Raw genomic sequence first — 13,457 nt, 5'->3', positions numbered from 1 at the left:
ACGGCGAGGGGTGCCCACCGGGCATGACCCGCCGCTTTGCGTTGCACGCGTCCGCCCGAACAAGCCGCCCTTATCTTGTTGATCATCCACCGGGGGCTTCGCCCGGCGGTGCCGTTGGCAGGGGCGGGCGCATTGGAACCAAATGGCCAAAATGCTTATTGATGCCACCCATGCCGAGGAAACTCGGGTTGTGGTGGTCGACGGAAACAAGGTTGAAGAGTTCGACTTCGAGACCGTAAACAAACGCCAACTTGCCGGGAATATCTATCTTGCCAAAGTCACCCGCGTGGAGCCTTCGCTTCAGGCGGCCTTTGTCGAATATGGCGGCAACCGGCACGGCTTTCTGGCGTTTGCCGAAATTCACCCGGATTATTATCAGATCCCGGTGGCTGACCGCAAAGCCCTGATCGAGGAAGAGCGCGCGATGGCGCGCGCCGAAGAGGAAGAAGAAAGCCGCGGCCCGCGCCGCCGAAGCCCACGGCCGCGCGCCAAGGCCGAGGATGCCAAGACCGATGATGCAGTGGTCGAGGGACCGCGCGGCATGGACGTGGTTGATCTGGGCGAGGACGAGGCCGCCGAAGCACAGGCCCCGACCGCCGATGCACAGCCGCATGACCACCACGACCATGACCACCCTGACCACCATGGTCATTCGGACGAGGTGAACGGGTCTGAGAACGGCTCGGGCGAGCGGCCTTACCGCGCGGTGGACCACGCCTCTGACACCGATGACGAGATTGAATCGATCGCCGAAGAAGACATGGCGGAAGAGATTTCCGCCCCGCGCCGTCCGCGTGCGCGGCGCTACAAGATTCAGGAAGTGGTCAAGGTTCGCCAGATCATGCTGGTGCAGGTGGTGAAAGAAGAGCGCGGCAACAAGGGTGCTGCGCTGACGACCTATCTAAGCCTCGCGGGCCGCTATTGCGTGCTGATGCCGAACACCGCGCGCGGCGGCGGGATTTCCCGCAAGATCACGGTGGCGGCGGATCGCAAGAAGCTGAAGGAAATCGCTGGCGAGATCGAGGTGCCGGAAGGCGCTGGCCTGATCATCCGCACAGCGGGTGCCAAACGCACCAAGCCCGAGATCAAGCGCGACTACGAATATCTGATGCGGCTGTGGGAACAGATCCGCGAGCTGACCCTTAAATCGATCGCCCCGGCGGCGATCTACGAGGAAGGCAACCTGATCAAACGCTCGATCCGCGATCTGTACAGCCGCGAGATCGACGAGGTGCTGGTCGAAGGCGAGGCGGGCTACCGCACCGCCAAGGACTTCATGCGGATGATCATGCCAAGCCATGCGCGCCAGGTGGTGCGATACACCGACCCGATGCCGCTGTTCGCCAAGTTCCAGGTGGAAAGCTATCTGGGAGGCATGTTCAACCCGGTGGTGCAGCTGAAATCCGGCGGCTACATCGTGATTGGCGTGACCGAAGCGCTGGTGGCGATTGACGTGAACTCTGGCCGGGCCACCAAAGAGGGCTCGATCGAGGAAACGGCGCTGAAGACCAACCTCGAGGCATCCGACGAGGTGGCGCGGCAGCTTCGCTTGCGCGACTTGGCCGGGCTGATCGTGATCGACTACATCGACATGGAAGAGCGGCGGAACAATGCGGCGGTCGAAAAGCGGTTGAAGGACAAGCTGAAGACCGACCGCGCGCGCATTCAGGTGGGGCGGATTTCCGGCTTTGGCCTGATGGAGATGAGCCGTCAGCGGTTGCGCCCCGGCATGCTGGAAAGCACGACCCAGCCCTGCGCGCATTGCCATGGCACCGGGCTGATCCGGTCGGACGATTCGATGGCGCTGCAGGTGTTGCGGGCGCTGGAAGAAGAAGGCACGCGCAAGCGCAGCAAAGAGGTGCTGTTGAAGGCGCCGGTGGCGATTGTGAACTTCCTGATCAACCACAAGCGCGAGCACATCGCGCTGATCGAGGCGCGTTACGGGATGAGCGTGCGGATCGAGGCTGATCCGACGCTGATTTCGCCCGATTACGTGATGGAAAAGCTGAAGACTGCGATCCGGGTGATCCCGGAGGGTCCTGCCGCGATCTCGGGCAACGCCAGCCTGATGGGCGCGCCGGTGGAGGAAGAGGACGATCTGGTCGACGAGATCGATGACATCGAAGAGGCCGAGACCGAAGCAGAAGAGACGGAAACGGTTGGGGCCAAGCCGGCCAGTGCCGAGGGCGATGGGCAGGGCAAGAAAAAGCGCCGTCGTCGGCGTCGGCGTCGGGGTGGGGCGCGCGAAGGCGATCAGGCAGCATCGGCAGATGATGGGCCGGAGGACGCCGATGCGGAGCCAGCGGCTGACGTTGTGGCGGCCGATGCCAAGCCGAAAACCGGCCGTACCCGCAAGCCGCGTGCCAAGGCCCCGGTGATTGCCGCAGTGGCCGAACAGCCCGAGACCGCGCCCGAACTGACCGCGCCCGAACTGACTGCGCCCGAACTGACTGCGCCCGAACCGGTTGCTGAAACCACGGCCCCGGCCAAGTCGCGCAGCCGTCGGTCACCCAAGGCGAAGGACGCACCTGTGGCAGTCGAGGTCGTGCCAGAAGCTGCCCCGGAAACTGCCCCGGAGGCCATTTCGGAGCCTGCCGCAGAACCGGTGAAAAAGCCAAGCCGGTCGCGCAGTCCGAAGCCAAAGGCCGACATGGCAGCGCCGCAGCCTGTGCCCGTCACTGCGGTGCCGGATGCGCCGGTCGCTGCCCAGGCTGAAACGGCGGCGGTTGGCGAAGACGATCCGACCAAACCGAAGAAAAAAGGCTGGTGGTCGCTGGGTCGTTGAGCGCCTGCGTCTGACAACCGAAGGGCGGCGGGGAAACCTGCCGCCCTAGTCTTTTGCCCGGATGAAATACAGGGTCACCGCCCCTTCAACCCGTGACCCAAGAAAGCTGTGCCCGCTTTGCGCGCAGAAATGCGGCAGATCCACCGCCGCCATCGCGTCCGTCGCGCGCACACACAGCACCACCCCGGGCCCCAGCGCCATCAACCGCTTGCGGGCGCGCAACACCGGCAGCGGGCACAGAAGCCCTTCGCAATCCAGCACCTCGTCCCAATCCATCGCCCGGCCCTTTCATCTGTCCGCCAAATATCCCCGCCGGAGGCTCCGACGCCAGCCAGAAGTGCCCACTTCATTACAACCGGGCCACGCCAAAGTGACAACAGGCCCCGGTGACGCGGGCCGTCCGACACGCTAAGTGTGACAAAAGGAGACTGCATGTTCGGAATTGAGATCATCGACGCCGCCCTGTTGCCGGCAATGCTGGTGGCATTGATCGCAGGCGTCCTTTCGTTTCTCAGCCCCTGCGTGCTGCCGATCGTGCCACCTTACCTCGCTTATATGGGCGGGATCAGCATGGGCGAGATGACCGGGTCCGGGTCGCACCGCCGCCGCATCATCCTGCCCGCCCTGTTCTTTGTGCTGGGGCTGTCGACCGTGTTCATGCTGCTGGGGTTCACCGCGTCAGCCTTCGGAAGCTTCTTCCTGCAAAATCAGGAGGTGTTTGCGAAAGCCTCTGGCCTTGTCGTCTTGATCTTCGGTCTGCATTTTCTTGGCGTGTTCCGCATACCGATCCTGTATCGTGAAGCCCGCCTCAATCCGAATGACAAGGGCGGGTCGGCCTTCGGCGCCTATGTGCTTGGACTGGCCTTCGCCTTTGGCTGGACCCCGTGCATCGGCCCGCAGCTTGCCACGATCCTCAGCCTTGCGGCGCAAGAAGGCAGCATGCAACGCGGCACCATGCTTTTGGGTGTCTATGCGGTGGGTCTTGGGCTGCCCTTCCTGTTGGCCGCCATTTTTGTTGAACGATCAATGGGTTTCATGGCGCGCTTGAAGCCGCACATGAAGGTGATCGAACGCGCGATGGGCGGTTTGCTGGTGATCGTCGGTCTGGCGCTGTTGACCGGGGCCTTCACCGACTTCAGCTACTGGATGCTCGAGGCTTATGAGATGCTTGGCATCCCGGTGCCGGGCTAAGCCCCCTTCTTTCTGCCGCAAGCTCCGTTAACATGCCTGTGTCAGAAGGACGGGATGCGTTTGGATCAGCTGGAACAGAGCAAACTTGGGACAAAGGCGGTGCGGCTGTTTCAGCGCCGCGTCTTCTACGTTCCCGGCTATGATCCATTCCCGCCGCGCCGCTACCGCGAACTGTACCGGAAGGAGGCTGCGGAACAGGCGGCCGTGTCTGGCTATGACATTGTGCTGCTGCCACAGGCCGGGGCCGGGCCGGGCTGGCGGGTAGAGGCCGACATCGGCGGCAAAGCGCAGGCCGAGATTGAGGTGCTGGTCTGGTCAGACCTCGTGCAGCAGTCGATGGCGCAGGGCATCCTTGCCACCTATGCGCAACTGCTGCGCACCGCCTGGGTCTACATCGGATCGGGCGCGTTGTTCCGGCTGATGCGGTTGCGCAAGGGGCCGATGATCGCGGCACTGTATCCGATACTGTTCCTGCTGGGTCAGGCCGTGTTGGCGGCGGTCGTGGCCTGGGGCGTGGGTGTGGGCGTTGGCGGCATCAGCCATTGGTCCGTCGGGGCGGTGGCAGGGCTGGCGGCGGGCTACGCGGTGCTGCGCGGCTTTCGGGCGCTGGATCACCGGATTTTCGTCTATTACCTGATGCATGACTATGCCTTTACGGCAGCTGGCGGTGGTGCATATCCGGCTGCGCTTGCGGCGCGGATGGCGGAGTTTGGGGCCAAGGTGCGCGCGGCCCTTGCGGCGGATGTGGATGAGGTGCTGGTGGTCGGACATTCCTCGGGGGCGCATCTGGCGGTTTCGGTCTTGGCCGATCTGATCCGGGGTGGGCTGCCGCAACCGTGCCCGGCGCTGGGGGTCCTGTCGCTTGGCCACGTGGTGCCGATGGTGTCGTTTTTGCCAGCGGCGGGGCGGCTGCGGGGTGATCTGGCCTATCTGTCGCAATGCCAGGAGGTGACGTGGGTCGATGTGACCGCGCCCGGCGATGGCTGCGCGTTTGCCTTGTGTGACCCGGTTGCGGTCAGCGGGGTGGCACCGGCGGGCCAGCGCTGGCCACTGGTGATTTCAGCGGCCTTTACCCAGACGCTTAGCCCTGAGCGCTGGCGTGCGCTGCGCTGGCGGTTCTTTCGGCTGCATTTCCAGTATTTGTGCGCCTTTGACCGGCCCGGGGATTACGATTACTTCAAGATCACGGCGGGGCCGCTGACGCTGGCGCGCCGGTTTGCCGGAAGGGCGCCGTCGGCCAGCCGGATCGTGACCCCGCTCAACCGTTACCGGAGCCTGTCATGACACCGCCAAAGCCTGCATCGCGGGCTGATCGGGTATCGCTGTGGGGCTACTTGCGGCTGTTTCGGCGCGATATCCTGTCGGCGCAGCCGGCGCGGCTGTACCGGGCCTGGATGGCCGAGTTTCGCACGCCGTTCTTTCGCAGCTATCTGTGCAACGATCCGGTCCTGGTGCGTCGCGTGCTGGAGGAACGGCCGCAGGATTTCCCGAAATCGGCGCGGATCACCGAAGGGCTGGCGCCGTTGCTGGGCCGGGCCGTGTTCGTGACCAATGGTGAGGAATGGTTGCGCCAACGCCGGATCATCGACCCGGCGTTCGAAGGCGGGCGGATGCGTGCGGCATTTCCGGCGATCTGGGCGGCGGGTGAGGCTGCTGTCGCGCGGATGGGCACCGGCGTGGTCGAGGTGGAGGCGGCGGCCAGCCATGCGGCGGCGGATGTGATCTTTCGGACGTTGTTTTCGATCCCGATCGAGGATCAGGTTGCCTCGGCTGTGTTCGAGGAGTTTCGGGCCTATCAGCGGAGCCAGCCGATTCTGAACCTTGCGGCTTTCGTGCCGTTGCCTGCGTGGATGCCACGGTTGCGGCGGGGGGCGACGCGCCGGTCGGCGGCGGTGATCCGCAGGCTGATCGCGGGGCTGACCGAGCGTCGGGCCGCGGCGATTGCGGCGGGGGATGCGCCGGAGGATCTGGCGACAAGGATCATGCTGACGCCAGACCCGGTGACCGGCACGCCGTTCGGCGCGGCGGAGATGGTGGATCAGGTGGCGATCTTCTTTCTGGCGGGGCATGAGACCAGCGCCTCGGCCCTGGCTTGGGCGTTGTATCTGCTGGCGCTGTACCCGCAGGCGCAGGAGGCGGTGGCGGCGGAGGCGGCGGGGCTGGCGCCGGAGTTCGCGGCGGTGGCCAAGCTGCGCTTCACGCGGGATGTGTTTCGCGAAACGTTGCGGCTGTATCCGCCGGTGCCGATGATGGTGCGGCAGAACCGGGGGCGGGAGACGTTCCGGGGGCGGGTGCTGCGGGCAGGGGCGCAGGTGGTGATCAGCCCCTGGCATCTGCACCGGCATGAGCGGATCTGGGACAACCCGGACGGGTTCGATCCGGAGCGCTGGCAGACCGAGGCGGGCAAGGCATCGGCGCGGGACGGCTATTTGCCGTTTTCCAGCGGGCCGCGGGTCTGCCCCGGCGCCGGGTTCGCGATGCTGGAGGGGGTGGTGTTGCTGGCCCTTCTGGTCAGGGCGTTCCGGTTTGAGGTGGTGTCGGGAAGAGAGCCGGTTCCGGTGGCCCATCTGACGGTTCGGGCCAAGGACGGGATCTGGCTGCGGGTCAGCCGGAGGGCGTGATGTCCACGCGTGGACAGACAGCGGCCCCATTGAAAACAAATCGAAATCCGGGACGGATTAACCGATCCTTAGGACTTGTGCCGGTTCAGGCGATTTCTACCCGGTAGCTTTCGATCACGGTGTTGGCCAGCAGCTTGTCGCACATCGCCTTTACGTCCGCCTCGGCCTTGGCGGCGTCGGTATGGGCGAGGTCGAGTTCGATGATCTTGCCCTGACGCACCCCGGTGACGCCCTGAAAACCAAGCGAGCCCAGGGCATGGCGCACCGCCTCGCCCTGAGGATCGAGGACCCCGGATTTCAGCATGACGGTGACGCGGGCTTTCATCGGGGCCTCCGGGGTTGGGTGCGGCTTGATTAGCGAAGGGGGCGGCGCAGGGCAAGGGGGGCCTTCTTGTTGCGATTTGACCGCGCGCAACCAACGACGCCGGGTTGCTGAAAAGGCGTGGCTTGTATCAACTGGCGATACTGGCATCATCACCGCAGCGATGCTGACTGCAAGGGGAACGCCGTGACCGAACCTGTCGTTCTTGTGGTCGGAAGCCTGCACTATGACATCATGGTCGAGGCGCAGACCCTGCCGCGCCGCGACGAGACGGCGGTCGGGTCGCGCTGGTATCCGAAATTCGGCGGCAAGGGCGGCAATCAGGCGGTTGCGGCGCGGCGGGCCGGGGCCGTGGCGCGGCTGTGCGGTGCGGTTGGGGACGATGATTTCGGGCGGTTCCTGCGTGAACGGCTAAGGGCTGGCGGGGTGGATGACCGTTTTGTCGCCGAGGTGGACGGTGCCGGATCGGGGATGAGCGTGGCGATTGTGGACGCTGCGGGGGATTACGCTGCGACCATCGTATCGGGTGCCAACCTGTTGATTTCGCCGGATGCGTTGCGCGAGGCCGCGCTGTGGGACGGTGTGGCGATGCTGGTGCTGCAAAACGAGGTGCCGGAGGCGGTGAACCTTGCAGCCGCCGGCCAAGCCCGCGCGCGGGGCATTCGGACGCTGCTGAACGCGGCCCCCAGCAGGCCGATGTCGGCTGAGTTCACCGCGCTGGTCGATATACTGGTGGTGAATGCGGTGGAGGCCGAGATGATGGGGGCGGGCGTGGTTGCCACGCTGGGCGGTGCGGCTGAGGCGGCGCGCGATCTGGCCAACCCGTTTTCCACCGTGATCGTGACGGCGGGCGCGCAGGGTCTGGCCGCGTGGAGCGGCAGCGAAGGGGCGTTGTTGGTTCCGGCGCGTAAGGTCGCGGCGGTCAGTTCGCACGGCGCGGGGGACGCGTTCATCGGCACCCTTGCCGCACGGCTGGCAAAGGGCGACAGCTTTGCTGCGGCTTGTGATGCGGCATCAGCGTCCGCCGCGCGGCATGTGGCCGGGCTGGTGCCTTAGTTGATCAGCGTGGGTTTGGTGGTGTGGGTCACGTTCGACGGCATCACGCCCAGACGGCGGGCCAGTTCGGAATAGACATCCGACATCGGCTCGGGGTCGGGGATGGTGCCATCGGGGCGTTCGGGCATGCGCATGTCCCACAGGCGGCAATTGTCGGGGCTGATCTCATCCGCGACGATCAGGCGCATGTAATCGCCCTCCCAGACGCGGCCCACTTCGATGCGGAAATCGGCCAGGCGGATGCCCACGCCCATCATCACGCCGGACAGGAAATCATTGACCCGCAGGGCAAGGGCGATGACGTCGTCAAGATCTTGCTGGTTGGCCCAGCCGAACGCGACGATGTGTTCTTCGGACACCAGGGGCGAGCCCAGCTTTTCGTCCTTGTAGTAGTATTCGACGATCGGGCGCGGCAGTTGCGTGCCCTCGGGGATGCCGAGGCGCGCGGTCATCGGGCCGGACGAGAAGTTGCGCACCACCACCTCCAGCGGGATGATCTCGGCCATGCGGACCAGTTGTTCGCTCATGTTGATGCGGCGGTTGAAATGGGTCGGCACGCCGATCATGTTGAGGCCGGTCATGAAGAATTCCGACAGGCGGTTGTTCAGCACGCCCTTGCCTTCAAGGGCGGCGGGGGCGGCGACGGTTGGCGCGGAATCGTCCTTGAAGTACTGAATCAGGGTGCCAGGCTCCGGTCCTTCGTAGAGGATCTTGGCCTTGCCTTCGTAGACCTTCTTGCGCCGTGCCATGAGCTCTCCGATAAATGGACAGGCGGGGCGGGTTTTCACCCTCCCTGCCTTTGCATGCGCTATACGGCAAGGGCGGTTGGGTCGCAAGGTAAGAGGCAGCAGATAGGGCGCAAGGCAAGAGGCAGCACATGGGGCGCGAGGCGGAAGGGGCGATCCGGTATCTGGGGGCCGAGGGGGCGGGGCGGATTTTGATCGAAGGCAGCGAGGTGATCCTGCGCGGCGAGGTGCGGGCGCGGCTGGCGCGTGCGGCGATCATGGCGGTGCGGGTGGATGGCGACGATCTGGTGCTGGACACCGCGCGCGGGCCGCTGGTGGCGACGGTGGGTGCCGGGGTGGCGGAGCGGCTGCGGACGGCGCTGCTGAGGCCGGTGCCGACGCTGGTCGAAAAGTTGGGGGTCAGTGCGACGGCGCGGGCGGGCTGTCTGTGGCCGGTGACGGACGGGGTGCTGGCTGCGGCGCTGGCCGGGCTGACGGCACCGGTGGCGGAGGCCGGCCTGCTGGTGGCGGAAGTGCTGGATGCCACGGCGCTGGAGCGGTTGGTGGCGGCCTTGCCGGGTTTGGCGGGGCGGCATGTCTGGTGCGTGAACGCCAAGGGGCCGCGCGCGGTGCTGCCCGAGGCGCGGATCCGCGCGGCGTTGCGCGGCGCGGGCTGGATCGACAGCAAGACCACGGCGGTGTCGGATGCGGTATCGGCCACCCGCTATGGGCTGCGCAAGACCTGAGCGGCGGGGCTTGCAGCACGGGCCGGGGATGGGCATATGGTGGGGGTAATCGTCCCTGCCCGCATTCCGGAGAGCGCCATGACCACATTCGATGACCGCGAGAACGCCTTTGAAAACAAGTTCGCCCATGACAGCGAGATGCAGTTCCGGGCTGAGGCGCGGCGCAACAAGCTGACCGGGTTGTGGGCGGCGGCCCTGCTGGGCAAGACCGGCGATGACGCGGCGGCCTATGCGATGGAAGTGGTGAGCGCCGATTTCGAAGAGGCCGGCATCGAGGATGTGGTGCGCAAGGTGGTGGGTGATCTGGCCGGCCGCGCCAGCGCCGACGAGGTGCGCGCCAAGATGGCGGAGCTGTTGCCGGTGGCCAAGGCGCAGTTGATGACCGAGATCTGAGCATCGTTTTGCCCGGATCAGCGGCGCGGCGCCGGACCCCGGCCCGCGCCGTTGCTATTTGTGCCGGATTTTAGCTGTTAACGCCGCCTGCATCCCTTGCGCCGTAGACCGTTACCTCAGGTCTGGCGGAGGGGTCGGTGCGGCAGGGTTTGCAGGTGGCGGCGATAAGGCCGCGGGTGATGACGCGCGCCGTGGTGGCGCTGCTGCTGGCGGCGGTGTTTCTGGCGGTGCTGGGCCAGCGGGTGGCGCAGGTTGATCCCGGCGCTGTGCTTGCCGCGATTGGCGCGGTTGGGCCGGTCGCGTGGATTGGCGCGGGCCTTGCCACGGGGATCAGCTTTTGGGCGATCGGGCGCTATGATGAGGCGCTGCACCGGCATTTGGCGACGGGCGTGCAGGGGCACCGGGCGCGGCGGGCGGGCCTTGCGGCGCTGGCGATTTCGCAGACGGTGGGGCTGGGGCTGATCAGCGGCGCGCTGGTGCGCTGGCGGTTGCTGCCGGAGCTGAGCCTGTGGGCGGCCACGCGCCTGACGCTGGCGGTGACGGTGTCGTTTCTGGCCGGTTGGGCGGTGGTGACGGCGCTGGTATTGGTGCTGCTGCCGGGCGCGCCGTTTGCAACGCTTGCGGCCTGGGGGCTGGCGGTGGCCGGCCTTGGGCTGATCTTCGGGCGGGTGCTGGTCGCGCCGCATTGGCGCTGGCCGAACGGCTTTACCCTGGTACGGGTGCTGGGCCTGACCGCGCTGGATTGCGGGGCTGCGGCGCTGGCCTTGTGGCTGCTGATGCCCGGCGAGATCGGTTTTGCCAACCTGCTGCCTGCCTTTTTGCTGGCGCTGGGCGCGAGGCTGGTTTCCGGTGCACCGGGCGGGCTGGGCGCCTTCGAGGTGGTCTTGCTGGCGCTGTTGCCGGGGGTGCCCGAGGCTGAGGTGCTGGCAGCGGTTCTGGCGTGGCGGGTGGTATATTTCGCGCTGCCTGCGGTGGCGGGCGCGGTGCTGGCGATCAAGGCAGGCAAGGCGACAGCGCCGCTGCCACGCCCTGCGCCGCTGCCACGCTCTGCGCCATGGGCGGCGGCGCGGTTTCCCGAAGCCGGGTTGGCGCGGCAAGGCGAGATGGTGGCCGATGCCTGCGGCTGGATCGCGGGGCGGACGCGGCATGCGCTGGTCGTGCTGCGGGGGCCGGTGCGGATGGCGGATTTGCGTGCAGCAGCGCATGCCGAAGCGCGGCTGCCAGTGATCTACAAGGCCGATGCGCGGATGGCGACGACGGCGCGGCAGGCCGGGTTTCGGGTGCTGGCGGTGGCGCGCGAGGCATGGCTTTGCCCACAGGACTTTAGCCGCGATACGCCTGCCCGAGCCGGGCTGCGGCGCAAGCTGCGGCGGGCGGTGATGGCGGGCGTGACGGTGGCGGGACCGTTCGGCGCGGACCTGTCGGTCGAGGTGATGGCGGAGCTGGCGGCGGTAAATGCGGCATGGATCATCGCGCGCGGGCCGGAGTTCGGCTTTAGCATGGGAAGATTCGAGCCGGGTTATGTGCGTGGGCAGAGGGTTTTCGTGGCCCGTGTCGGCGGGCGTGCGGTCGGGTTCGCCACGTTTCATGCGGGCGAACAGGCATGGTCGCTGGATCTGCTGCGCCCGCACCCGGACTGCCCGGACGGGACGGCGCAGATGTTGATCATCGCGGCGCTGGCAGCGGCGCGGGGCGTGGGGGTGGCGCAGTTGTCGCTGGCTGCGGCGCCGATTGGCAGCTTTTCTGACGCGCAGGGTCTGGTTGCGCGCGCTACCCGGCGGCTGCTGCCCGGTACGGGCGCTGGGTTGCAGCAGTTCAAGGCGGGGTTTGATCCGCGCTGGCAGCCCCTGTACATTGCGGCCCCCGGTTGGGCCGGTTTGGCGTTGGCCGGATGGGAGATTGCGCACCGAGTGCACCGCCCGCGGCCAGTGGTGAAGTTGCGGGCGGGTGCAAGACGAGATGAGGAATATGAATTTGCCTCTGCCCGTCTGCCATGGCACAGGATGTACAACGTGGGATAGATAAAGGGCCGCTGACCATGACCGATGCACTTTCCCGGCTGCTGGCAACGCGCGACTGGCTGATGGCCGACGGCGCTACGGGAACCAACCTGTTCAACATGGGCCTGTCTGCGGGTGAGCCGCCGGAGTTCTGGAACGTCGATCTGCCCGACAACATCCGCACGCTGTACCGCGGTGCGGTCGAGGCCGGGTCAGACATCTTTTTGACCAACACCTTTGGCGGCAATGCCAGCCGGATGAAGCTGCATCAGGCCGAGGGCCGGGTGCGCGAGTTGAACCGGGTGGGCGCGGCGCTGGCGCGCGAGATCGCCGATGCGGCGGGTCGCCCGGTGGTGGTTGCGGGATCGGTGGGGCCGACGGGCGAGATTTTCGAGCCGATGGGAACACTGACCCATCGGTTGGCGGTGGAGATGTTCCACGAGCAGGCCGAGGGCCTGAAGGAAGGCGGCGCGGATGTGCTGTGGATCGAGACGATTTCGGCGGCCGAGGAATACAAGGCGGCGGCAGAGGCAGCGGCGCTTGCGGGTATGCCGTGGTGCGGCACGATGAGCTTTGACACCGCGGGGCGGACGATGATGGGCATCACCTCGGCGACGATGGCCGCGATGGTGGAGACGCTGGCGAACCCGCCGATTGCCTTTGGCGCGAATTGCGGGGTCGGCGCGTCAGACCTGATGCGCACGGTGCTGGGCTTTGCCTCGACCGGGACGGAACGACCGCTGATTGCCAAGGGCAATGCCGGAATCCCTAAGTATCATGACGGGCATATCCATTATGACGGCACCCCGGCGCTGATGGCGGAATATGCCGTGCTGGCGCGGGATGCGGGCGTGCGGATCATCGGCGGCTGCTGCGGCACGATGCCGGAGCATCTGCGCGCAATGCGCGAGGCGCTGGAGACGCGGCCAAAGGGGCCGCGCCCAACGCTGGAGGATATCACGACGCATCTGGGCGGGTTTTCGTCGGCCTCGGATGGGACCGGCGACACCTCGGGCGACCCGAAGCGGGAACGGCGCGGGCGGCGGGGCTGATCTTGGGAACAGGCTGGTTCAGAACAGGCTGGTTCAGAACAGGCTGAGCTGATCCCCGGCCTTTGGGGGTACTGCGAACAGGTCGCTGCGCAGCGCGGGCAAGCCGCAGTTGAGGCCAAGACGTTTGCGGGCGACATCGAGGCGGCGCTTGATCAGGTCGGCCCAGATGCCTTGGCCGGTCATCCGGGTTCCGAACGCCGGGTCGTAATCTCGCCCGCCGTGCAGTTCGCGCACCCGGCCCATGACGCGGGCGGCGCGGTCGGGGAACGTGGTCTCGATCCAGTCGCGGAACAGGCCAGCGACTTCCATTGGCAAGCGTAGCGGGTTCGAGGTGGCGTGGGTGGCGCCGGCTTTGGCGGCGGCGTCGAGGATGGCTTCCAGTTCATGGTCGGTCAGCGCGGGGATCAGCGGGGAGACCTGAACACGGACCGGGATGCCCGCTGCGGCCAGCTTTCGGATCACCTCCAGCCGCCGTTTCGGGGCCGGGGCGCGTGGCTCCATCTTGCGCGCAAGGGTGGGGTCGAGTGTGGTGACTGAAATGCTGACGCTGGCCAGGCGGTCGGCGG

At 66.5% G+C, this 13,457-nt stretch carries 13 protein-coding genes; 9 read left to right on the top strand and 4 right to left on the bottom strand.

Annotation, left to right across the window (positions count from 1 at the left end; translation table 11 throughout):
• Positions 1-151: 151 nt before the first annotated feature.
• Positions 152-2,785, top strand: coding sequence for an Rne/Rng family ribonuclease (locus tag RMO18_RS08360; protein WP_309665212.1), 2,634 nt, complete (start codon positions 152-154; stop codon positions 2,783-2,785).
• 45 nt (positions 2,786-2,830) lie between these two features.
• Here RMO18_RS08360 and RMO18_RS08355 read toward each other — a convergent pair whose 3' ends face one another.
• Entirely contained in the window at positions 2,831-3,061 is a 231-nt protein-coding gene (locus RMO18_RS08355; protein ID WP_309665187.1) for a sulfurtransferase TusA family protein, read from the bottom strand.
• 156 nt (positions 3,062-3,217) lie between these two features.
• On the opposite strand from RMO18_RS08355, the gene RMO18_RS08350 reads away from it, so the two are divergent.
• From RMO18_RS08350 to RMO18_RS08340, 3 genes are read left to right on the top strand one after another with little or no spacing between them, the layout of a single operon-like run.
• Positions 3,218-3,976 (top strand): cytochrome c biogenesis protein CcdA, encoded by a 759-nt coding sequence (locus RMO18_RS08350; protein WP_309665185.1) that lies wholly within the window; start codon positions 3,218-3,220, stop codon positions 3,974-3,976.
• A 54-nt stretch (positions 3,977-4,030) separates the two neighbouring features.
• Positions 4,031-5,260: a hypothetical protein gene (locus tag RMO18_RS08345; RefSeq protein WP_309665184.1), complete on the top strand. Its 1,230-nt coding sequence runs from the start codon at positions 4,031-4,033 to the stop codon at positions 5,258-5,260.
• Entirely contained in the window at positions 5,257-6,597 is a 1,341-nt protein-coding gene (locus RMO18_RS08340) for a cytochrome P450 (RefSeq protein ID WP_309665182.1), read from the top strand. The genes RMO18_RS08345 and RMO18_RS08340 overlap by 4 nt, the downstream gene beginning before the upstream one ends.
• 85 nt (positions 6,598-6,682) lie before the next feature.
• Here the strand turns inward: RMO18_RS08340 and purS are convergent, their stop codons facing one another.
• Positions 6,683-6,922: a phosphoribosylformylglycinamidine synthase subunit PurS gene (gene purS, locus RMO18_RS08335; RefSeq protein WP_309665180.1), complete on the bottom strand. Its 240-nt coding sequence runs from the start codon at positions 6,920-6,922 to the stop codon at positions 6,683-6,685.
• A gap of 183 nt (positions 6,923-7,105) precedes the next feature.
• On the opposite strand from purS, the gene RMO18_RS08330 reads away from it, so the two are divergent.
• Complete coding sequence (locus RMO18_RS08330) at positions 7,106-7,975, top strand: PfkB family carbohydrate kinase (protein WP_309665179.1); 870 nt, start codon at positions 7,106-7,108, stop codon at positions 7,973-7,975.
• Here RMO18_RS08330 and RMO18_RS08325 read toward each other — a convergent pair.
• Complete coding sequence (locus tag RMO18_RS08325; protein ID WP_309665178.1) at positions 7,972-8,724, bottom strand: phosphoribosylaminoimidazolesuccinocarboxamide synthase; 753 nt, start codon at positions 8,722-8,724, stop codon at positions 7,972-7,974. The genes RMO18_RS08330 and RMO18_RS08325 overlap by 4 nt on opposite strands.
• 128 nt (positions 8,725-8,852) lie before the next feature.
• Between RMO18_RS08325 and RMO18_RS08320 the strand changes: the two genes are divergently transcribed.
• From RMO18_RS08320 to bmt, 4 genes are all read left to right on the top strand, one after another.
• Positions 8,853-9,446, top strand: a complete 594-nt coding sequence (locus RMO18_RS08320) for a hypothetical protein (protein ID WP_309665175.1) — start codon at positions 8,853-8,855, stop codon at positions 9,444-9,446.
• A gap of 78 nt (positions 9,447-9,524) precedes the next feature.
• Entirely contained in the window at positions 9,525-9,839 is a 315-nt protein-coding gene (locus RMO18_RS08315; protein WP_309665173.1) for a DUF1476 domain-containing protein, read from the top strand.
• Between the two features lie 137 nt (positions 9,840-9,976).
• Positions 9,977-11,860, top strand: a complete 1,884-nt coding sequence (locus RMO18_RS08310; RefSeq protein WP_309665171.1) for a phosphatidylglycerol lysyltransferase domain-containing protein — start codon at positions 9,977-9,979, stop codon at positions 11,858-11,860.
• 17 nt (positions 11,861-11,877) lie between these two features.
• On the top strand, positions 11,878-12,891 hold the full coding sequence (gene bmt / locus RMO18_RS08305) for a betaine--homocysteine S-methyltransferase (RefSeq protein WP_309665169.1): 1,014 nt from the start codon (positions 11,878-11,880) through the stop codon (positions 12,889-12,891).
• A gap of 33 nt (positions 12,892-12,924) precedes the next feature.
• Here the strand turns inward: bmt and RMO18_RS08300 are convergent.
• A partial coding sequence (locus tag RMO18_RS08300; RefSeq protein ID WP_309665167.1) for a radical SAM protein occupies positions 12,925-13,457 on the bottom strand: 533 nt, incomplete at its 5' end.

It is taken from the genome of Tabrizicola sp., assembly GCF_031377265.1.
In the GTDB taxonomy this organism is placed as follows: Bacteria; Pseudomonadota; Alphaproteobacteria; order Rhodobacterales; family Rhodobacteraceae; genus JAUYQR01.
This window is presented reverse-complemented; position numbering and strand designations above follow the sequence as displayed.

What these genes read in the sequence shown, in the direction of transcription:
- RMO18_RS08350 (WP_309665185.1), top strand. Translation starts at nt 3,218, where the DNA reads ATGTTCGGAATTGAGATCATCGACGCCGCCCTGTTGCCGGCAATGCTG.
- RMO18_RS08345 (WP_309665184.1), top strand. Translation starts at nt 4,031, where the DNA reads ATGCGTTTGGATCAGCTGGAACAGAGCAAACTTGGGACAAAGGCGGTG.
- RMO18_RS08355 (WP_309665187.1), bottom strand. Translation starts at nt 3,061, where the DNA reads ATGGATTGGGACGAGGTGCTGGATTGCGAAGGGCTTCTGTGCCCGCTG.
- RMO18_RS08340 (WP_309665182.1), top strand. Translation starts at nt 5,257, where the DNA reads ATGACACCGCCAAAGCCTGCATCGCGGGCTGATCGGGTATCGCTGTGG.
- RMO18_RS08320 (WP_309665175.1), top strand. Translation starts at nt 8,853, where the DNA reads ATGGGGCGCGAGGCGGAAGGGGCGATCCGGTATCTGGGGGCCGAGGGG.
- RMO18_RS08315 (WP_309665173.1), top strand. Translation starts at nt 9,525, where the DNA reads ATGACCACATTCGATGACCGCGAGAACGCCTTTGAAAACAAGTTCGCC.
- RMO18_RS08325 (WP_309665178.1), bottom strand. Translation starts at nt 8,724, where the DNA reads ATGGCACGGCGCAAGAAGGTCTACGAAGGCAAGGCCAAGATCCTCTAC.
- purS (WP_309665180.1), bottom strand. Translation starts at nt 6,922, where the DNA reads ATGAAAGCCCGCGTCACCGTCATGCTGAAATCCGGGGTCCTCGATCCT.
- bmt (WP_309665169.1), top strand. Translation starts at nt 11,878, where the DNA reads ATGACCGATGCACTTTCCCGGCTGCTGGCAACGCGCGACTGGCTGATG.
- RMO18_RS08360 (WP_309665212.1), top strand. Translation starts at nt 152, where the DNA reads ATGCTTATTGATGCCACCCATGCCGAGGAAACTCGGGTTGTGGTGGTC.